The 20933-nt window shown below is 39.3% G+C and carries 18 protein-coding genes and 1 riboswitch; of the genes, 5 read left to right on the top strand and 13 right to left on the bottom strand.

From position 1 onward, the window contains the following. Positions 1-76: 76 nt before the first annotated feature. A complete protein-coding gene (locus tag BIV60_RS05865) occupies positions 77-565 on the bottom strand; it encodes a GNAT family N-acetyltransferase (protein ID WP_071354794.1) in 489 nt (162 codons plus the stop codon). Between the two features lie 205 nt (positions 566-770). Beyond that, positions 771-879, top strand: a riboswitch (TPP riboswitch). A 143-nt stretch (positions 880-1022) separates the two neighbouring features. On the opposite strand from BIV60_RS05865, the gene BIV60_RS05860 reads away from it, so the two are divergent. Continuing rightward, positions 1023-1613 (top strand): thiamine phosphate synthase, encoded by a 591-nt coding sequence (locus BIV60_RS05860; RefSeq protein ID WP_071354822.1) that lies wholly within the window; start codon positions 1023-1025, stop codon positions 1611-1613. Continuing rightward, on the top strand, positions 1588-2721 hold the full coding sequence (gene thiO / locus BIV60_RS05855) for a glycine oxidase ThiO (RefSeq protein WP_371261507.1): 1134 nt from the start codon (positions 1588-1590) through the stop codon (positions 2719-2721). The genes BIV60_RS05860 and thiO overlap by 26 nt, the downstream gene beginning before the upstream one ends. A 40-nt stretch (positions 2722-2761) precedes the next feature. On the opposite strand, the gene BIV60_RS05850 is transcribed toward thiO, so the two are convergent. After that, positions 2762-3511 carry an MBL fold metallo-hydrolase gene (locus BIV60_RS05850; protein ID WP_071354792.1) on the bottom strand — a complete coding sequence of 250 codons (750 nt, stop codon included), beginning with the start codon at positions 3509-3511 and terminating at the stop codon, positions 2762-2764. 139 nt (positions 3512-3650) lie between these two features. Here BIV60_RS05850 and thiS point away from each other — a divergent pair, with 139 nt between their 5' ends. From thiS to BIV60_RS05835, 3 genes are read left to right on the top strand one after another with little or no spacing between them, the layout of a single operon-like run. Continuing rightward, the gene (thiS, locus tag BIV60_RS05845) at positions 3651-3854 is read left to right on the top strand and encodes a sulfur carrier protein ThiS (protein WP_071354791.1); all 204 of its coding nucleotides are present in this window, start codon (positions 3651-3653) and stop codon (positions 3852-3854) included. Position 3855: 1 nt separating this feature from the next. Further along, a complete protein-coding gene (locus tag BIV60_RS05840; protein ID WP_071354790.1) occupies positions 3856-4623 on the top strand; it encodes a thiazole synthase in 768 nt (255 codons plus the stop codon). Beyond that, positions 4620-5639, top strand: a complete 1020-nt coding sequence (locus BIV60_RS05835) for a thiazole biosynthesis adenylyltransferase ThiF (protein ID WP_071354789.1) — start codon at positions 4620-4622, stop codon at positions 5637-5639. The genes BIV60_RS05840 and BIV60_RS05835 overlap by 4 nt, the downstream gene beginning before the upstream one ends. 139 nt (positions 5640-5778) lie before the next feature. Here BIV60_RS05835 and BIV60_RS05830 read toward each other — a convergent pair whose 3' ends face one another. The 11 genes from BIV60_RS05830 to BIV60_RS05780 form a co-directional block, all read right to left on the bottom strand. Then, positions 5779-6981, bottom strand: a complete 1203-nt coding sequence (locus BIV60_RS05830; protein ID WP_071354788.1) for a cytochrome P450 — start codon at positions 6979-6981, stop codon at positions 5779-5781. Between the two features lie 66 nt (positions 6982-7047). Next, on the bottom strand, positions 7048-8055 hold the full coding sequence (bioB, locus tag BIV60_RS05825) for a biotin synthase BioB (RefSeq protein WP_071354787.1): 1008 nt from the start codon (positions 8053-8055) through the stop codon (positions 7048-7050). Continuing rightward, a complete protein-coding gene (bioD, locus tag BIV60_RS05820) occupies positions 8052-8753 on the bottom strand; it encodes a dethiobiotin synthase (RefSeq protein WP_071354821.1) in 702 nt (233 codons plus the stop codon). Before bioD ends, bioB begins: the two co-directional genes overlap by 4 nt. Beyond that, on the bottom strand, positions 8753-9922 hold the full coding sequence (gene bioF, locus BIV60_RS05815) for an 8-amino-7-oxononanoate synthase (protein WP_071354786.1): 1170 nt from the start codon (positions 9920-9922) through the stop codon (positions 8753-8755). The genes bioD and bioF overlap by 1 nt, the downstream gene beginning before the upstream one ends. After that, the gene (bioA, locus tag BIV60_RS05810) at positions 9912-11258 is read right to left on the bottom strand and encodes an adenosylmethionine--8-amino-7-oxononanoate transaminase (protein ID WP_071354785.1); all 1347 of its coding nucleotides are present in this window, start codon (positions 11256-11258) and stop codon (positions 9912-9914) included. Before bioA ends, bioF begins: the two co-directional genes overlap by 11 nt. Continuing rightward, positions 11239-12024: a 6-carboxyhexanoate--CoA ligase gene (gene bioW, locus BIV60_RS05805; protein WP_071354784.1), complete on the bottom strand. Its 786-nt coding sequence runs from the start codon at positions 12022-12024 to the stop codon at positions 11239-11241. The genes bioA and bioW overlap by 20 nt, the downstream gene beginning before the upstream one ends. A gap of 234 nt (positions 12025-12258) precedes the next feature. Next, the gene (locus BIV60_RS05800) at positions 12259-13509 is read right to left on the bottom strand and encodes a multidrug effflux MFS transporter (RefSeq protein ID WP_071354820.1); all 1251 of its coding nucleotides are present in this window, start codon (positions 13507-13509) and stop codon (positions 12259-12261) included. Positions 13510-14019: 510 nt separating this feature from the next. Next, entirely contained in the window at positions 14020-14976 is a 957-nt protein-coding gene (locus BIV60_RS05795) for a sugar ABC transporter substrate-binding protein (protein ID WP_071354783.1), read from the bottom strand. A gap of 216 nt (positions 14977-15192) precedes the next feature. After that, positions 15193-17238 (bottom strand): PAS domain S-box protein, encoded by a 2046-nt coding sequence (locus BIV60_RS05790; protein WP_177177225.1) that lies wholly within the window; start codon positions 17236-17238, stop codon positions 15193-15195. Beyond that, positions 17180-17989, bottom strand: coding sequence for a CheR family methyltransferase (locus tag BIV60_RS05785; RefSeq protein WP_071354782.1), 810 nt, complete (start codon positions 17987-17989; stop codon positions 17180-17182). Before BIV60_RS05785 ends, BIV60_RS05790 begins: the two co-directional genes overlap by 59 nt. 54 nt (positions 17990-18043) lie before the next feature. After that, positions 18044-20761 carry a response regulator gene (locus BIV60_RS05780; protein WP_071354781.1) on the bottom strand — a complete coding sequence of 906 codons (2718 nt, stop codon included), beginning with the start codon at positions 20759-20761 and terminating at the stop codon, positions 18044-18046. Between the last annotated feature and the right edge of the window lie 172 nt (positions 20762-20933).

Genomic DNA, 20933 nt, shown 5'->3' with positions numbered 1-20933 from the left:
CAATATTCAAACATAAAAAAACAAAAATCCTCTTCATGCAAGAGGATTTTTGTTTTTTCTACATAAATGTTCCATTTTATTGCAATTTTTTAACCATGTTATACCAAATGACTCCGGCATGCTGTGATTTCGAGACGCCCATATTGCGGTATCCATGGTTTTCATAGAAACCGATTAGGTCTTCTTTACAAGTAAGAGTAATGGTTTCGCGGTTCTTGGCTCCTGCATCTTCTTCAACATGTGCAAGCAATGCTGCTGCGACCCCGCGAGTTTGAAAATGTGGAGTTACCGCTATCCCTAGGATACTTTGATGACCTCCCGTTTCCGGATTTGGCTTTATCTCCTTAAATAAGTCGTCGGTAATAAATGGGGTTTCAATAACCGGTCCATTCACAAAACCAATGACCACTCCATTTTCTTCTGCTACAAAAAAACTATCTGGAATTACTTGAATTCTCATTTCAAATGCTTCTTTTGTCGCAGCCTCTTCTTGAGGGAAACAAAGTTGTTCAATGATAAAAATATCAGATAAGTCCAGCTTTTTCACGTTACGAATGTTCAACATACCCCATCAAACCTCCATCATCAATCTATTTTAGTTTAACATAAAGAACGTTATTTTTACGTAAGAATGTCGAAAAATTGAAAAGTATTTATACAAGATAAAGATGGTAAAAATGATAGAATCGCATTTAACAAAATAAATTGACATTCCTGTCCAGCGTGTTAATATATTAATTATAGGAAAACTTTACATATGAATAATGATGCAATTCCGCTAGAGGTGCCTTTTTAAAGGGCTGAGATTGAAGTGTAACTTCGGGACTCTATGAACCTGATCTGGTTAAGACCAGCGTAGGGAAGTGGAAAACAGGATATTTGAATAACCAAAAATTGATTATTTCAAATTTTCAAACCACTTTCTTACCTATTAGAAAGTGGTTTTTTTCATTTCAGCGGAATCTTCTAAAGGGGGTGACGTTAAAATTCCAAAAGAATTCCATCTTATTTCAAATGGTAGAATGCCGATTGAACAATTAACTGAAATTGCACAAGCTATCCATCCGTATGTAACGGCCATTCACCTGCGGGAAAAACAGAAAACAGCAAGAGAACTCTTTCAAGCAATTGATTATTTTACAAAAAAAGATATCCCCTTAACAAAGATTATCATTAATGATCGGGTCGATGTTGCTCATGTTACAAGGGCTATGGGAGTTCAATTAGCCTATCACAGTTTAGAGGCAAATACGGTAAAAAAATATTTTCCCGAACTTCGGATAGGAAGTTCCATTCACAGCTATGAAGAGGGCCAAATTTCCAAAGAAAATGGAGCCAATTTCGTTCTGTTTGGCCACGTCTTCCCTTCCAAATCAAAACCGGGGAAAAATCCTAAAGGTCTTGAGGAATTAAAAAGGATCGCCTCGCTTAACATCCCAGTCATTGCCATTGGCGGCATTACACCTGAGAATACCAGGCAAGTGGCAGCGGCCGGTGCAAATGGGATTGCGGTCATGTCCGGAGTTTTAGATGCTGTGGACCCAGTCGAGGCTGTAAAGTCTTACGTAAACGTACTAAAAAATGGAGGTGAATCAATTGAATCATTCCTATGATGTTGCCATCATTGGCGGCGGAATTAACGGGGCTTCCATTGCCTATCAGCTTTCAAAGCGTAATAAAAAAGTCATCATTTTGGAAAAAAAACAATTGGCATGCCAGGCATCCAGTGCAGCGGCCGGCATGTTGGCAGCACAAGCAGAAATCGAACAGGACGGTCCCCTCTTCCAAATGGCATTAAAAAGTCAGGCAATGTTTCCTGATATGGCAAATGAGTTATTCGAATTTACAGGAATCGATATCGAGCTTGTTCAAAAAGGGATGTTAAAAATCGCCGAAACAGAAGATATCGTCATCGAGGCTAAACAGCAAGTGCTTTTTCAAAGAAATTGGGATTCCAAAATCCAATGGCTTGACTCAGCGGAAATAAGAGAGATGGAACCGGCTCTTTCACCGAATGTGGCCGGCGGGATGTATCTTCCGAATGACGGCCATGTACAGCCGGAAAAATTAACCGCAGCATTTGCAAAAGCAGCCGTACAATTTGGCACACAAATAAGGGAAAATACCGAGGTTCTATCTTTTCTTTTTAAAAACGGTCAAGTGAAAGGTGTCAAAACCACAAATGGCGATATACATTGCGAACAAGTTGTGGTGGCAACCGGAGCATGGGCTGGCCAATTGTTACGTGAGTCAGGGTTTGATGTTCCTCTTTATCCTGTAAAAGGTGAATGCTTTTCCATCAAAACGGAGACGCCTTTAATCAATAGGACGATTTTTTCCGATAAACGCTGTTATCTCGTTCCAAAACGAAATGGGGAAATTTATATTGGTGCAACGATGATTGAAAATACCTTTGATCTTAATGTAACGCCTGGAGGACTCGCAACATTAATTGAGAGAGCTACAAAATTGGTTCCGGAGATTAAAGATATGGCTTGGGAGCGTGTATGGGCTGGGGTTAGGCCGCAGACAGGTGACGGGCTCCCCTATATCGGCGAACACCCGGAATGGAAAGGCTTGTTCGTAGCTGCCGGTCATTTTCGTAATGGAATTCTATTAAGCCCAATTACCGGAAAGCTGGTCGCTGACTTATTAGGGGGTAAACAGGACCCTATTATTTCCGCCTTTAAGTTGGAACGACACTTGGAAACGGTTCAATAAGGCCCGAACAAGAATTTACTGTCCGGACCTCATTAGTGGATTATGCTTTTAAAATTTCTAATAATCTTTCATGAACATTGCCGGCAAATAATCCGCCATGATAGCAAATGACTTTTTCAATGTCATAGTGTAAGAGGTTTTCAAGTGATTTCATTGCCGTTTCATTATCTAAAGTGTATTTCGGATCAGCCTGATATAATTGACCTTCTTTCACGATTAACGCATCCCCGGCAATTAAGGTTTTACTTGCTTTATGATAAAAACTCAAATGGCCTGGGGTATGACCTGCCGTATCGATGGCAATTACTCCATCACAATTAGGTAATTCCTGACCACCTTCTATTACATGGTCGACTTTAGCTTTTGGTGGATTTTCCAATCTGAATTTAAAGGCACGGCGAAAATCTTCGGGTACTTCCGGTGGCAGAGATTCCAAGGCTTTTTCAATGGATTCAGGGGTAATCCTGAGAATCATTTTTTCACCTTGAATAAACGGCTTTTCAATTGCACTCGCATACACGTCTATTTTTTTCGGAGATTCTTCCAGAATGGTTGGTAAACTGCCGATATGATCGATATCTTGATGGGTGATAAGGATTTTTGTCAGTCTTTCAAAGGAAACGCCTGCCTTTTCAATCCCATCACGAAATTCATTTAAATTTCCAGGGTAACCAGTATCAACTAAAATCAAGTCCTCGTCATCCCAAATGATTGTTGGATGAATGACATTGACCGTACCGGTAGAGTTGTTGGAAATTTCTAGCATGTGAATACCCTTTTTCATGAACATTGGATCCCTCCTGAAAAAATTAATCTTAACTGCGAATCCAATATTACATCTTTATAGAATTTTTATCAACATGTAAAAATTTAATCATACCATAAAAATTATTTTTTGTCAATGTTTTTTTAAAGAATGGAGGCTGTACATGAAGCTTTTATTAAATGGAGAAAGAGTCGTGCTTCCCGATGATATTGTGTTTGTTTCGGATGTCCTTAAACACTACGACGTTCACAATAAAGTAGTGGTTGTGGAAATAAATGGTAATATATTAACGAAATTGGAACACCAAAGTACTAGATTATCAGATAAAGATAAAATCGAAATTGTTCATTTTGTAGGAGGCGGATAATATGTTAAAAATAGGTTCATTTTCTTTTCAATCTCGTTTATTACTAGGAACTGGAAAGTATCCTAGCTTTGAAATCCAGAAAGAAGCAGTTGAAGTATCCGAAGCAGAAATCCTTACATTTGCGGTAAGACGAATGAATATTTTTGAAGCAAGTCAGCCTAATTTTTTGGAGCAGCTGGATACCAATCAATATACCCTTCTCCCGAATACTGCAGGGGCAAAAACAGCAGAAGATGCGGTCCGAATTGCAAAATTAGCGAAAGCGTCTGGCCTTTGCGACATGATCAAAGTTGAAGTCATTGGCTGTGACAAAACTTTACTGCCTGACCCGGTCGAAACATTAAAGGCAACCGAAGAATTGGTGAAGGAAGGGTTTATCGTCCTCCCTTATACTTCCGATGATGTTGTTTTGGCAAGAAAGCTGCAGGAACTGGGTTGTCATGCAATCATGCCAGGTGCATCGCCTATCGGTTCCGGTCAAGGGATCATCAATCCGGTAAATTTAAGCTTTATAATTGAACAAGCTGTCGTGCCTGTCATTGTCGATGCTGGTATTGGCTCCCCTGCAGATGCTGCTTTGGCGATGGAATTAGGAGCGGATGGTGTGTTATTAAATACTGCCGTGTCTGCAGCTAAGAATCCTGTGAAAATGGCAAAAGCGATGAAAATGGCCATTGAGGCTGGCCGCTTAGGTTTTGAGGCTGGAAGAATTGAGAAAAAACGTTATGCAACGGCGAGCAGCCCTAAGGAAGGAATGAGTATTGGGTGAACGAGCGGTACTCACGGCAGGAGCTTTTTGCGCCGATAGGAAAAGACGGGCAGCAACGAATTTCTTCTGGACATGTATTGATTATTGGTGCCGGTGCGCTCGGCTCAGGTAGTGCCGAAGCCCTTGTCCGTGCAGGCATTGGCAAATTAACGATCGTGGACCGGGACTATGTGGAATGGTCGAATTTACAGCGGCAACAGTTATATACAGAAGAAGATGCGAAAAATCGGCTGCCAAAGGCCATTGCCGCCAAAAACCGTTTAATGAGAATTAACTCATCTGTTTCGATTGAAGCGATCATTACGGATGCCTCTGTATTAGAGCTAGAAGATTGGGCTCCAACGGTAGACTTAATGATTGATGCAACCGATAATTTTGAAACCAGAATGATGTTGAACGATGTATCGCAAAAGTATGGAGTCCCATGGATTTATGGTGCCTGCGTAGGAAGTTATGGGATATCCTATACCATTGTTCCAGGGCTTACTCCCTGCCTTTCCTGTTTACTAGAGACCGTTCCTTTAGGTGGATTAACGTGTGATACAGCCGGAATCATTAGTCCGGCTGTAAATATGGTGGTTTCATATCAGATTTGTGAAGCACTAAAAATTTTGGTAGGAGACTTGGATTCATTGCGCAACAAGCTTGTGTCGTTTGATGTTTGGAAAAATCAATATAGTGCAATTTCCGTAGATTCTTTACGGAATTTGGATTGTCCTTCATGCGGAGTTGAACGATCCCACCCATATTTGTCATTTGAAAACCAAACAAAGACAGCGGTGCTTTGTGGAAGGGATTCAGTTCAGATTCGCCCCTTCTCCCCTGTTGGGCGTGATTTAGAGGCTTTGGAAAAAGTATTGCTGAATCAAGGTGGAGTTGTGCAGCGGAATCCTTATCTTCTATCTTTTACTGCCGATTCTTTTAGAATGGTTGTTTTTAAAGATGGAAGAGTGATTGTGCACGGAACGAAGGATGTTGCGGAAGCTAAGGTGCTTTATCATAGGTATTTGGGTTAGATTTGTCCGTGGAGGGACAGGATCCCCTTTCCTCCACGAAATTTTGTCCTACCAAAGGCTCTTGAAAGACAGTTTCTCTCTTCAATGAAAAAATGTCCTTCCACGAACGCTGGAAGGACATTTTTCTTCGTGCAGCAATTTATTCAAATGTAATCTTTAATTCCTTTAATGATCGAAATCCAACCAGCTCCCTCCATTGCAAATCAGGAGTAGCTAATTTAATAATGTCTTTCCAAGCTAAAAGAGACTGCAGAGCAATTTTTGCCTCTAATCGAGCCAATGGAGCGCCTAAACAAAAATGCGAACCATTTCCAAAGGCAAGATGATGATTCGGCTCCCGCTTGAAATCAAGTAAATGAGGTTCATGGAACTGAAGTGGATCTCGATTGGCAGCACCCAAAAGAATATACACCTGGTCTCCTTTTTTAATCTTTTTCTCATTGATTTCTATATCCTCTGACGCAATCCGGGCAATCATTTGAGTAGGACTTTCATATCGCAAAAACTCCTCAACCGCCCTTTCCATCAGCAGTGGTTTTTCTTTTAGCTCCATCATTTGCTGGGGATGTTTCAATAAAACAAGCATGGAATTGCTGATCAAATTAACGGTTGTCTCATGACCAGCAATTACAAGTAAAATACAGGTTGCCAATAATGCCTCATCTGTCAGTCTGTCACCTTGCTGTTCCTCTTTTATTAACAAGCTGATTAAGTCCTCTTCAGGATTTTGTTTCCGTTTTTTTATCAGATCTTTAAAATAATCCCTTAAAATTAACATCACTTCATTCCCATTTACTAACACCTTTCTTGATCGTGTAAAATCAATTGAATGAATTAAGCTTGTCGCCCATTCTCTAAAGCGATAGTGATCTTCTTGTGGTACTCCTAAAATTTCCGCAATAATCTGACTTGCTAATGGAAATGCAAAATCAGAGACGATATCCATGTTTTTATTATGTTGAAACGACTGTAGTAAATCATTGACCGTTTTTTCAATATATGGACCTAACTGATCGACCATTCTCGGTGTAAAAACATTACTTACAAGGAAACGCAAGCGTTTGTGGTCTGGTTGATTTTTAAAAAGCAGCATCTCACTTTGGATGTTTTTTAATTGTTCATATTTTTTTGTTGCTAAGGGCAATGGGATCCGATTTTTAAAGCGAGTATCTTTTAAAATCGTTTTTGCTTCTTCATATCCTGTTACATACCATCCCGACTGCTTCAGTAGATTTCCCCAACATATGGGATGTATGGTTCGTACCCTTTCATAAAATGAATAAGGATTTTGAAAAAAGTCATGTGGAGGAGATGGCATTGTTTGATTCATAACCGTCTTCATGTTCGGCTCCTTTCCTTTCGTTTTAAAAGTCTTACAGAATCAATTTCTGTAAGACTTTTATCCTTTCTATTTTTCTGCCGCCAGACTTTCCTTCATTTCCTCCACGGATTCAACCTCAAATCCTAAGTCCTGTAACATTTTATAATCCTCATTTTCTTCCTGCCCTGCAGTTGTTAAATAATCACCAACAAAAATCGAATTCGCAGCATATAAGCCTAATGGCTGTAATGAACGCAGATTCACTTCTCGGCCACCTGAGATTCTGATTTCTTTCGTTGGATTGACGAAGCGGAATAATGCCAGTACTTTTAAACAATATAGCGGTGTTAACTCTTTAACATCTTGCAGAGGAGTACCATCAATTGCATGTAAGAAATTAACCGGAATGGAATCCGCATCAAGAGCCTTAAGGCTATTTGCCATATCGACAACGTCCTGCTTTGTTTCTCTCATGCCAACAATGACACCGGAACATGGTGACATCCCGGATTCTTTGACCATCTCCACCGTATTCACACGATCATCGTATGTATGGGATGTGGTAATGTTTGCATGGTTGCTCGCGGATGTATTGATATTATGGTTGTAACGGTCTACCCCAGCTTCCTTCAAGCGTTCGGCTTGTTCTGGCTTCAAAAGTCCAAGACAGGCACAGACTTTTAACCCGTATGCATCTTTAATTTCTTTAACCGCTTCTACCACATGATCTAGATCCCTATTGGATGGTCCCCGGCCGCTTGCCACAATACAATATGTTCCCACATTTAAATCATAGGCGCGTTTCGCTCCCTCAAGAATCGTATCTTTATCTACCATTCTATAAGTATTAATCGGTGCGGTTGAAATAGAGGATTGTGAACAATAACCGCAGTTTTCCGGGCATAATCCCGATTTTGTATTGATGATCATATTCAGCTTTACCTTTTTACCAAAATAACGCTTTCTAATTTGAAAAGCCGCATGCATGAGCAACAATACATCCTCATCTGGACATGTTAAGATTGAAAGTGCCTCCTCATTTGTTACTTCTTTCCCCGCTAATACCTGATCTGCAAACTCCATCCATTTATTCATACTCTTAGCTCCTTTTCTTTTAAAAATAACGTTACATCTATGTGTTCTTTTACCATATTTTTAATGTTTTCTTCTGTTAAATTTTTCAATTTAGGAGTAATTCCTAAAATAGGAACACCACATAACTCTTCAATTAATTCAGGGTTTGTATTTTCAGCAAGATCAGGATGCTCATTCATTCCATTTAAAACAACCCCGGCTACTGTTAGACCCAGACTTTTTGCATATTGTACCGTTAGAAAAATATGATTGACGGTCCCAAGATTTGGCCGGGCTACAATCAAAATGGGCAGCTTTAATGCTTTTATTAAATCAATTACTAAAAACTGTTCCCCCAACGGGACTGAAATACCGCCAGCACCTTCTACAATGAAAAATTCATGTTTTTCTTTAATATTTTCCCAGTGACTTAAAACCGCTTCCATCCTTACGCTCTTTCCTTCGAGCTTGGCTGCAACATATGGTGCGAGTGGTTCTTTAAAGGCAAAAGGCGTGATCTCATCGTAAGATAAAGAAGTTTGGGAAAATTGTTTTAAAAGACTTGTATCACTCGCTGGATTCTCGCGCGATATGCCGCTTAGTAAAGGCTTAAAGACACCTACATCTATTTGCCGCTCTTTTAGAACGGCTGCGATTCCACTTGCTATAATTGTTTTTCCAACATCTGTATCGGTTCCTGTAACAAAAATACCGTTGATCATATCAGGTTTAACTCCTTTCCAATGGAATAAAAGCGGTTTAATAAGTATTCGATATCTTTCGAGGAATGATCGGATGTAACCGTTAGGCGAATCCTGCTTTCCCCAGCCGGCACCGTAGGCGGACGGATCGCAGGCGCAAAAATCCCATTTTCCTGAAGCTTTTCAGCAAAAACAACTGCCTCTGTTGCATCGCCAATGATGACAGGAATAATAGGTGTCAGATCCCCAATTACGACAAACCCCATTTCTACTAAGCTCGTTTTTATTTCTTTTACATTTGAAAATAGCTTTTTCCGCTTTTCATTACTTTCTTCGATGACTTCAATTGCGGCATAGGAAGCAGCGCAGATAGCGGGAGGCATAGCGGTTTGAAAAATAAAGGTCCTTGCATGGTTGAGCAGAAAGTCAATTAGAACCTTTGAACCCGCAACAAACCCGCCTTCCGTACCAACCGCTTTACTTAAGGTACCAATTACGACATCAGGTTGGACACCGAAATATTCGCTTGTACCCCTGCCATTCTCCCCCAATACACCTGTTGCATGGGCATCATCCACAATCACGAAAGCATGGTAGCGTTTCGCAAGCCTGATAATCTGATCTAGTGGGGCAATTGTTCCATCCATACTGAAAACACCATCGCTTACAATAAACCGCCGCTGATAATCTGCTGTTTCTTTCAACTTTTCTTCCAGATCATTCATATCAATATGGCGGTATACGACTGTTGAGGCCTTAGAAAGCCTACTGCCGTCGATAATACTGGCATGATTTAGTTCATCACTTAAAATGACATCCCCTTTTTCAGGCAAGGAAGATAGCACGCCAACATTTGCTAAAAAGCCGCTTGAAAAAAGTAAGGAGGCTTCCATTTGCTTAAATTGAGCAATTTTTTCTTCCAGCCTTCGATGCCAGTCCGTATGTCCTGTTGTTAATCTGGAGCCGCTGCTGCCTACGCCAAAATCGTGCAGGATCGTTTCGGCAGCATAGACCAAACGTTGATCGGAAGCGAGCCCTAAATAATTATTAGAGGAAAAGACAAGCTGTTCCTTACTTTCAATCAACATTTTTGGTAATGGAGCTGTATTCATCGTTCGCAGTTTCCGATGCAAACCAGCCGCTTTGGTTTGATCCAATCGCTTACTTAACCATTCATCAAGCTCCAACTTTTGTCACCTCAATTATCGCTTCTCTCACAATCGCCACCATTTCTTTTAGTTCTTCCTTTGTGCTCACATGCGGCGGCATAAAGACGATGGTGTCGCCCAATGGCCTCGTCAGCATCCCAAGCTCTCTCATTTTTAAGGTAGCTTGATATCCAATCCGCTTTTCTTTCGGGAAAGGTTCCTTCGTTTCTTTTGATAAAACAAGCTCAATCCCACACATAAACCCAAGCTGGCGGATGTCGCCAATATAAGGAAGAGATTTCAGCTCCTCAAGTAATGTTTGGAGATACCCTGCCTTTTTTGCTACCTCTTCAACAAGGTTTTCTTTTTCAAATAAACGCAGATTTTCAAGGGCCACTGCACATCCCAGCTGGTTTCCCGTATAAGAATGGCCATGGAATAAGGTTTTTAATTTATCGTAATCATCATAAAAAGCTTGATAAATCTTCTCTGTCGTTAAAGTTGCCGCAATTGGCAGGTATCCTCCAGTAATTCCCTTCCCAACTGCCATTAAATCAGGCTGAACCCCTTCGTGTTCGCAGGCAAACATCTTTCCTGTCCGGCCAAATCCAGTTGCGACTTCATCGACAATCATTAAAACATCATATTTTGTACAAAGTTCACGTACACCTGCTAAAAACCCTTTAGGCATCACAATCATTCCTCCGGCCCCTTGGACCATTGATTCAATTGAGAGCGCAGCGATTTCATGGTGTTTTTCGATTAATAGCTGTTCAAGTATATGTAAACATTCGTCCCGGCATATTTTGGGATCACCGCTCTTAGAATGGTAGACAAATGGAATCGGAGCTTTATAGCTTTCAAACATGAGCGGGCCGTATACTTGATGGTATAGATCAATCGCCCCAACGCTGACGGCGCCAATTGTATCTCCATGATAACCATTATGCATGGCAATAAATTTTTGTTTCTCCGGTCTGTCATTATTCATCCAATATTGAAAAGCCATTTTTAGCGCAATTTCCATTGCTTCTGCACCACTATCTGAATAGAAAACTCGGGTCAATTTTTCGGGACTAATTTCGACTAATTTTTCTGCCAATTCTGTTGCCGGGACGTTGGTCATTCCTAAAAGAGTTGAATGGGCAATTTTATCAAGCTGCTTTTTTATCGCTTCATCTAATTCTTTTTTTCTGTGTCCATGGACATTTAGCCAAAGGGCAGAAAATCCATCATAATATTCCTTTCCATCCGTGTCTTTCACTTTTATACCTTGGCCGCTTTCGATGATAAGTGGATTTTCATCGTAATCTTTCATTTGCGTGAACGGTAACCAAAGGTACTTTTTACTTTTTTCAATTAATTCGTGTGACATTTCCTTCCTCCCATTCAACGAATATTGGTTGTTTTTCTAAGTATTCTATGTATGCTTGAAGATCGTTTAAACCATCTACAAAGAAGATCCGGCAGCCACGTTCATCTCCAAATTCTTTTAATCTCGTAATCCGCTGATAGCCCAGTTTTTTACTGGCTATATATCCGGTAATATATTCAGGATCATCGGACCAGCATAATTCTGCGACTGTAGCTGGATGCTGACTCACCTTTGTTGCGAGAACAAGTGCCTCCTTAACCCTTTGACTTGGAGCAATATTGTGGTGGTCTGCCCATTTGTCAAAATCCGTGGTCACCCAATCCATTCTCGAAACCCGGACCCCTTTTTCTCTTCGATTATCTATTCGTTTACCAGTCCGAATATCAAATAAAATGGCCCCTCTAAGTCCAGTAATTTTAGTGATTTGCTTGTATGCTCTTTCAATACATTCATGCGGGACCCCTGCGATCTCTAAAAGTTTCCATGCCGTTTTATGTCCTTCTTCAACTGACTCCACTTCATTAGTCAAAATCGGTAATGGCTTCAATTTGGTTATTGGATTTTCTATTGCTTCAAACTGTATTTGCATAAAATCCGGCTTTCCTCTTGAATGCGTTAATGCTTTTTCGAGCAGGACATTAACAGCATTTTTCAAATTCCCGAAGGTAGAAATAAGTTCCCCACCTGAAATATGCTTCCCCCCCTGTTCATGGGCTCCATTCTCAGAAGCTCTCATTCTAACACTATAAAAGTCTTTTTTGCTCAACCCCTTTTACCTCCCACATCAATATGTTAACTAAAAATAAAATAAAGTTAACATATATATGTTAAAATCATCCATTAAATTTGTCAATAGGGTCAATATTCCTGAATTAGTTTTCGATAAAATTCGGCGGTGACAGGAACCGCCTGAATTTTCTTGTTTCGCAAATGTTCCACATGCACAAATAAACCGCACAGATTCAAATTTCTGTACGGTTTTTAGTTAGATATATATTTTTTAAATATAAAGCTGCTTATTGTTTTTTTCGTGTTTCCTTTTTACAAGTAGTAAATAAGAAAGTACCGCTCCACACCCGGCGCAAACGATCGTAATTCCCATTGGAATCGCTGTTTGCCCTCCACCAATTCCAACTAGTGGTGCAACAATTCCCCCGAATGATAATGACATAACACCTAGTAAGGCAGATGCACTTCCGGCGTTGTTTCCTTGTGATTGCATTGCAAGGGAAAATCCCGCTGTATTTACCATTCCTACACTGGATACAACAAAAAATAAAGGAATCAAAATAAAAATTAATTTTGCATGTACCAGTAACAAAACAAGTAAAACAATTCCACCAATTGATGATGTACCCAAACCAAAAGCAAGCAGTTTAGATTCATGTATTCTCCCAGCTAATCTCCCTGCCGTCTGACTATTAATCATAATGCCCACCGCATTAATGGCGAAAATCAGACTGAACATTTGCGGAGATGCACCATAAATGTTTTGCACGACAAACGGAGACCCTGAAATATAGGCAAACATGGCAGCAAAAACTAGCCCCTGTGCTAAAGCATATCCCATGAAACTTCGATCTAAAATCAGTTTTAGAAAGGTTTTATACGTATTTTTAATGCCGCCTTCAGAACGTTTTTCCTTACTAAGCGTTTCCGGCAAACCAAAAAGAACAACGAAAAACATCACGATTCCAATCACACTTAATACAATAAATACACCTTGCCATGGAACAAATTTAAGCAGCTGGGCACCGACTACAGGAGCGAGAATGGGAGCCAGCCCATTTACCAAAGCAAGCAGCGCAAAAAACTTGGTTAATTCGCTGCCGGAATATAAATCACGGACAATTGCCCTTGAAATCACAATACCTGCAGAACCCGCCAAGCCTTGAAGCAACCGTAAGAAAATTAAAACCCATATGGAGGGGCTAAATACGCACAAAAGAGATGCAATAAAATACAAAATTAATCCAATCAAAAGGGGTTTTCGCCGACCGCTAATGTCACTAATCGGTCCTGCAAGCAGTTGGCCAGAAGCCAATCCAATGACGAAAAAGCTTAAGCTAAGCTGCACAAAAGACGGATTTGATTGAAAATCCTTTGCAATATTAGGCAATGCTGGTAAGTACATATCAATTGATAATGGACCAAATGCGGACAGCGAACCGAGCACAATGGCCATCCATACCCTTTTGGAGCGCTGATTCACCTCCTGATTGTTCAATGGATTATGTAAATAATCTGCCATAGGCTTTATCATTCCTTCCCCATTTTTAGTTTGTAAAAAGCATCTTCTTTACAATCCATTCAATTATTACGCATCCCTAAAGAAAATTTATCTTCTCCATATATTAACAGATTTTTCAAAATACTGATAATAAAAAACCTTTTCCTATAAAAATCTTAACATTGAATTAAAGAATTAAAGGCGGGACTTATTTGTCACCGCCTTTAATAATTATTATTTTTTATAAGAAATGGGGATATTGGGTGCAGTTCAAAAAACAACCTAATAGACGGCCATTTTACGATGAATTTATGATCAGTACCAATTTGCTTTCCTATATCCCTATAGGATTCTTTCCCTTCAAGATAATCTAGAACTTCTTCATTTTATCTTCAAATGAAAACTTCCCCATAAAAAAACTACACCTCCAGTTGTTAGTTGTGTCTAACAATTGGGTGCAGTTCAGTTTGGCTAGGGAATTTCTTCAAATATTGCCTGATAGCTTATTGCACAGAAGTTAGACTCTTCGATCTAGTTCATACCAAAGTGAACCATTTTTTTATAGAAATCGAGTCTTTCTTTGGCATTTTCTTTCAAAATGAGATCTACACCTGAATCCACGAATTTTTGGACATGATCTCCTTTGATCACTTTAAAGGCTGTTTCAACGGCTAAATGGCCCATGTCATATGGGTTTTGTGCGACTGTCGCAGAGATGGTTCCATCCTCGATATAATTTATCATATCGGGAATTCCATCGGCCCCTATTACCGGAATGTTCCGGTCTTGTTCCTTTAGCACCTTTAAGACCTGATAGGCAAGAATATCATGTGTAGCGATGATTCCATTAAGATCGGGATACTCTCCTAAAATCTGATTCACTTCATTTCTTACACTCTTCAAATTCTCCGGTATCGCCGCTTTTTCCGACACAACCGTCATGCCTGAATTTTTTAAGGCGATTTTTGCCCCCGTTATTCTTTCCTTAAAAACCGTGTTAGATAAATTTCCGGCGAATATGGCCACTTTATTACCAGGATGAAGCTCCGAGCTTAGTAATGATCCCGCCTTTTTGCCTAATTCTACATTATCGGAACCCACATAAGCCGTTTTATCTGGCCATGGATTATTTTGATCCAATAATAAAACAGGAATATGCTTTTTTTTCACAAATTTATCCAATATTGGAATAACCGATGAATTGACCGGTGAAACAATTAAAACATCGGGATTCTCGGAATAGATTTTTTTCAATATACGACCTTGTTCATCAGCAGATTCTTTCAGTGAACCGACTACTTCCCCGTTAAAGCCATAATCTTTAAACCCTTGCTCAACACCGGCTTTAACAATTTCGAAAAATTGCGTGTCTAAATTTTTTACTACAACCATCACTTTCGGTTTATTGTACGATTTGTAAAAAAATACGCCTATGATGAGAATAATAACCCCAGCCGTTAGAAAAACAAATTTTCCTTTTTTTAACACTAAATCCTTCCCTCTTTTCTGTTGGCTGTTTTCGTAAACTTTGTTGCTATTGAATAAGGAGTGGTTGATTGGAACGTAGGGATGCTCGCTTTCCGCGGGGCGGGCGGTGAGCCTTCTCCCACTGGAAACTCGCACCTTCCGTTCCAATCAACCGTTTTTTTAAAAAACAACAATCTTTTAGAAAAGAGCCATTCTGTTTAAAAAACCATAAGTAGCTTAAAAGGAATTTAAATGAAATCGGATCGAGAAAGTGGTTCCCTGATTCCCGGTTTTTATATCAATTTCCGCATTGTGCCGTTTGGCAACACTATAGCAAATCGCCAAACCTAATCCCGTTCCTTTCTCCTTCGTTGTAAAAAAAGGTGTCCCTAATTTTTGTAAAACCTTTGGGCTTATTCCGTGACCTTGGTCATTAATTTCCAAAATTACTGCCTGTTTTTCCGAAAAGGTTTTGATTGTCAGCAGTCCATTTGTTGACATGGCATCCAGTCCATTTAATGAAATATTTAAAATGAGCTGGCGGATTTCTTTCTGATCGAGGAAAATATCCGGACAATCATTTAAGTCCAAGTTTACCTGTTTACTTGAACGCAAAGCTTCTGCTTGAATAAGGGGATAGATGGCTTTAAGTATCGCATTCAAGCTTTGTTTTTTCTTCACGCTTATCTTATTTTTTGCTAGATTTAGAAATTCGGTAATGATGGAATTCGCCCGATTTAATTCTTCTAACATCAGATCCATAATATCTGTTGGTAAAGGGTCCAAGTTATTTCTTGATATTTGTAGAAATCCTTGAACGGTAGTCATCGGATTGCGAATTTCATGGGCAATTCCCGCGGCCATCTCCCCAATTAAATTTAACCGATCTAGTCGGGATATTTCTTTTTCCAAGTGAACTCTTTCAGTAATATCGTTCAAAACAAACAGTATACATGGTTCTGGATAGACATCAATCAATTCGGTTGATAATAAACCATCACGCATACTGCCGGTTTTCGTGCGATAGTTGACTTTCTTATTCCTAATCGTTTGATCAATCCGAATGGATTTGGAGGTTGATTCTTCAACAAAACTATTCAAATTTATTTTTTGTTGAACTAACTCCTCATAGGAAAATCCTGTATATTTTAACCAACTATCATTTACTTCCATGATCGTTAAATCTTTTTGGGAAAAAATCAGCATTAAACATGGACTCGATTCAAAAATTTTTCGAAATCTTTCTTGTGATCGATACAGATGATCAGCGATTTTTTTTCTTTCTTCAATTTCGGATTGCAATTTCTCGTTTGACTTAATCAATTCCCTTGTTCGTTTTTCTACCATATGTTCCATATTGATAAATTTTAGTTTTTTAACTTCGTCCATATTTCTTCTTTCTGTCACATCACGAATTGTGCAGACAAAAATCTGATGTTGTTCGACAGATGTTTCACCTATGAGAATGTCAGCATGGAATTGCCGGTTATCTTTTCTAATCCCAACCGATTCCATTACTTTTCCTACCGATTGTTTAATGGAGGTTAAAAAAGAATCCATGACGATTTCATTCTCCCCTTTAAGGAAAAGAACAGAAACATTTCTTCCTTCCAAATCCTCGGGTTTATATCCAAACATTTTTTTAACAGCGGGATTCACTGATAAAATAGAGCCCTGTTCATCGAATGTAATAATAGTGTCGACAATGGTTTCACCAATGACTTTCGCTAATGCTTCTGTTCGGCGTAAATGAAGTGTTGTTCGGTCTAACTTCCGATTAATTTCATTCAATTCATTCTTCCGTTCCCGATTGGTCTGAAGAATATTTTCTTCATGTTTTTGATGAAGTTTCACAAATTGTTCGATTTTCCGTTTCAATGTATCCGGATGAAATGGTTTAAAAATATAATCAATTGCTCCTGCAGCATATCCTTGATGGACATGTTCCCGCTCCTGACTAATCGCTGTGATGAAAATAATTGGAATATGTCTGGTCTTTTCTCTGGCCTTAATCAGCTTTGCTGTTTCAAATCCATTTAGCCCCGGCATTTGTACATCCAGTAGGATAACGGCAAAGTCCTGTTTTAGCATACAGATTAACGCTTCTTTTCCCGAGGTCGCACTCACCAAATTATAATGGGGAGAATTGAGAACAGCTTGAAGCGCTAAGAGATTTTCTGGATGATCGTCTACCATTAAAATGTTCACTTTATCCGTTTCCGAACTACCTATTTTTTCGGAATAGTCTTTCGGATCCGTCGAATTCTTCGTAACAGTTTTCATAACTTGTAAACTTTATCCCCTCTCTTTTTCCCAGCCCGAGAAAGCCGGATTGGCTTAGGCTGTTATATAATAGCTTATGGACTTCATTCTGCAGATCCTTATTAAAATAAATGAGCACATTCCGGCATATTATAATATCAAACTCATTAAAAGATTGGTCGGTTACCAGGTCATGCTGGGCAAAAAATACATTTTTTCTAAGAAAAGCATGAAAAAAAACCTTATCCCCAACTGCCTTATAATATTCCGAAAACGCCCTCGTCCCGCCAGCATCCATATAATTTTTGGTATAAAGCTTCATCACATCTAATGGAAAGGTGCCCTGTTGTGCTTTTTCAAGAATCATATGGTTTAGGTCCGTTGCATAAATTTTCGTCTTTTCATATATTCCTTCTTCATGTAAGAGAATCGTCATGGAATAAACCTCTTCCCCGGAAGAACAGCCCACATGCCAAATCCGTATTTCGGGATAATCCCTTATAATTGGGATAATTTTTGTTCGAAAAGACCTAAAAAATGTTGGATCGCGAAACATCTCAGTCACATTAATGGAGAAATCCAATAGCAAGTTCTGCATTGCACCTGAATCACGAAGGATTTTTTCCTGGAGAGCCGATATACTTGATAGATTCTCCTTTCGAACACGTTGGCTAATTCTCCTTTGGATAAAAGGATAAGCATAGTTTCTAAAATCATAGCCATAAAAGCGAAATACGGCCTCGAGCAGTAATTCGATTTCGATTTTTTCCATTTCATCTGGATGTAGAATGGGAGTAATTTTCTTCGTAATGATTTCGGGCCCCTCCTATCGATACAGCCAAACTTGCATTAACGAGAACAGTTGGTCCAAGTTTATAGGCTTACTAATATAATCCGTTGCCCCCGCCTCCAAACATTCCTCTCTGCTGCGTTTCATCGCTTTTGCAGTTAGAGCAATGATTGGTAAGGATTTAAATTCTGTGATTTGACGAATTTTCCGCATCGCTTCAAATCCATCCATCACGGGCATCATAATGTCCATTAAGATGAGGTCGGTATCCGGGTTATACTTTAAAACCTCAATCCCTTCGCGGCCATTTTCTGCAACAATCACTTCCATCCCGTTCTCCTCCAGTGCGATGGTGAGTGCATAAACATTTCGGATATCATCGTCAACGATTAGAATTTTCTTGTTGATTAAAATTTTATTCTCTTGTGGTTTCGGTTGAATCTCTTCGGTTTCTTGTAATTCCTCCTCATAAACAGATACTGCTGCTTCTTCCATAGCTATATTTAATTCGTTGTGGCCATATGGCAAAAATAACGTAAAGGTGCTGCCTTTTCCTTTTTTACTAGACACCTCAATAAATCCGCCTAATAAATACGCAATCTCCCGGCTGATTGACAGTCCCAAGCCGGTTCCCCCATATTGCCGGCTCGTCGTACCGTCTTCCTGGATAAAGGCATCAAATATTGAGGCCTGTTTGTTTTCTTCGATACCGATTCCTGTATCAATGACAGAGAAAGCGAGCATTAGTTTCTTTTGTGTTTTTCTATCAGGTAGAAGTAGGCCGACATCTTTTGTTACTTTCTGAACATGCAATGTCACACTGCCGACTTCTGTAAACTTGAATGCATTGGAAAGTAAATTTTTTAGAATTTGCTGCAAACGCAGCTCGTCTGTAAGGATAGTCTCTGATAGCCCCTCTTCTCTTTCAATGGCAAACTGAATATTTTTCTGAACCGCGACCGGAGAAAATTGGCTTTGGATAAAAGCTTCAATTTCATGTAATTCTACATCTTTCACGTGAACATCTAATTTACCTGACTCGACTTTTGCCAAATCTAGTATATCGTTTATTAAATGAAGTAAATCATTTCCTGACGAATAGATGGTCCGTATATACTCCTCCTGTTTGGCTGTCAAATTCCCGTCGCTATTTTCAGAAAGAATTTGTGCTAAAATAAGCAAGCTGTTCAGCGGTGTCCTTAACTCATGAGACATATTTGCGAGAAACTCAGATTTATACTGGGAGCTGATCTCTAGTTGCTGCGCTTTCTCTTCAAGCTCGGCACGGACCTTTTCAATTTCAAGATTCTTTTGCTCCGATGCTTCATACTGCTCTTCCAGTTTTTCATTCGTTGTTCGTAACTCTTCTTGTTGTAACTGTAATTCCTCTGATTGGGTTTGGAGTTCTTCGGTCAAAGCCTGTGATTCTTGTAAAAGTTTTTCAACCCTCATATGGTTCACAATACTATTAATCTTGATTCCTATATTGTTAATCACCGCCTCAAGCAGTTTTACCTGTAGCTGGTTAAATGAGTTAAATGAGGCAATTTCCATAACAGCCAGGACATGGTTTTCAAATTGTACCGGCAATATGATGATATTTTTTGGTGTGGCTTCACCCGTCCCAGAACCTACCTTAATGTAATTGTCCGGGACATCGTTTATCAGGATGGAGCGCTTTTCAAGTGCAGCTTGTCCGATCAGCCCCTCTCCAAATCGAAAACGCATATAATCTTTATTTTTATCCAAGGAGGCAAAGCTTGATATCTTTTTTAAAAAATATTGGTCCTCCTCCACTTCTTTAATATAGAAAACTCCAAAACACGCATCTACCATGGGAACCAGCTTCGTGATGAGCATCTCAGCTAAAGTCGAAACATTTTCCATATTAGGGTAAATCGTGGCAACTTCGGCAATTTTTGTATTTAACCAGCTTTGCTCTTCTGCTTCTTGTAAAAATTGTTTTTCCAACCTGTTATGCTCTTCTAATTCATCGGCCATTTTATTAAAAGCAACCGCGATTTCACCTAATTCTCCCTTAGAAGAAATATCACTCCTAGGTATTGTTTCGAAATTACTGGTCGTCGCCCTTTTCATCACATCTGTCACCTTGTTCAGGTTCGTTGTCACACTTCGAATGATCCAATAAGTAAAAGCAATACCAATAATCAGGGCAATTGCTAGATATGCGTAAATCACCTTGACGGCCAAATTATATGTATCTTTAGATCCGATCAGTTCATTCTTCAACTTTTGTTTTTGCAAGCCATTGAGAAGATCGGCAATTTGCAACATTCTTTGCCTAAGCAGTTCGGAATCCTTCCAAAAAGAATCCGGTGTTTCGAAATCTTTATTGAATTTTTTCTCCGTTAGGGCAAGACGTGCCATATTAGTATAGGAATCTTGTAATGTTAAAAATTTTTCCATCAGCTCTTGGGCTTTCTTATCCGTGTCCCGCTTTTTCAGTGCCCCAAGAGATTCGGTTATTGTGGTTTGGGAATCCTCCCAATCATTTTGTGCGGCTGCATAGATTGCTTGGTGCTGATCCGTTAGCGCCGAACTTAGCTCTAAACCAACCCGGGATGTTTCAAATTTAATATCGGAAGACATTTCGATTCTTTCATTTAAATCATTGACCACAAGGTTAAGGTTCACAATTGTTTGCTCAAGCATATTCATTAAAACTAGCGCTAAAATAAAAAATAACAACAATAATGAGCCAATACTTGTATAAAGCTTTGTTTTAAATTTCATATTACCTCCATATTCCTTTGTTAAATTTCGAGTTATCTAAAAAGACTGAATTTTATTTATAAAAAAATATTTGGACTTTAACTTTATCTAATGCTATTTTCGCATAAATTGCTGTTTTTCGTATAAGTTCATCAACCCGTATAACAAAATGCTTCGTGGCATCTTTTCGTAA

The sequence above is a fragment of the Bacillus sp. MUM 116 genome, from assembly GCF_001866655.1.
Lineage (GTDB): Bacteria > Bacillota > Bacilli > Bacillales > Cytobacillaceae > Neobacillus.
This window is presented reverse-complemented; position numbering and strand designations above follow the sequence as displayed.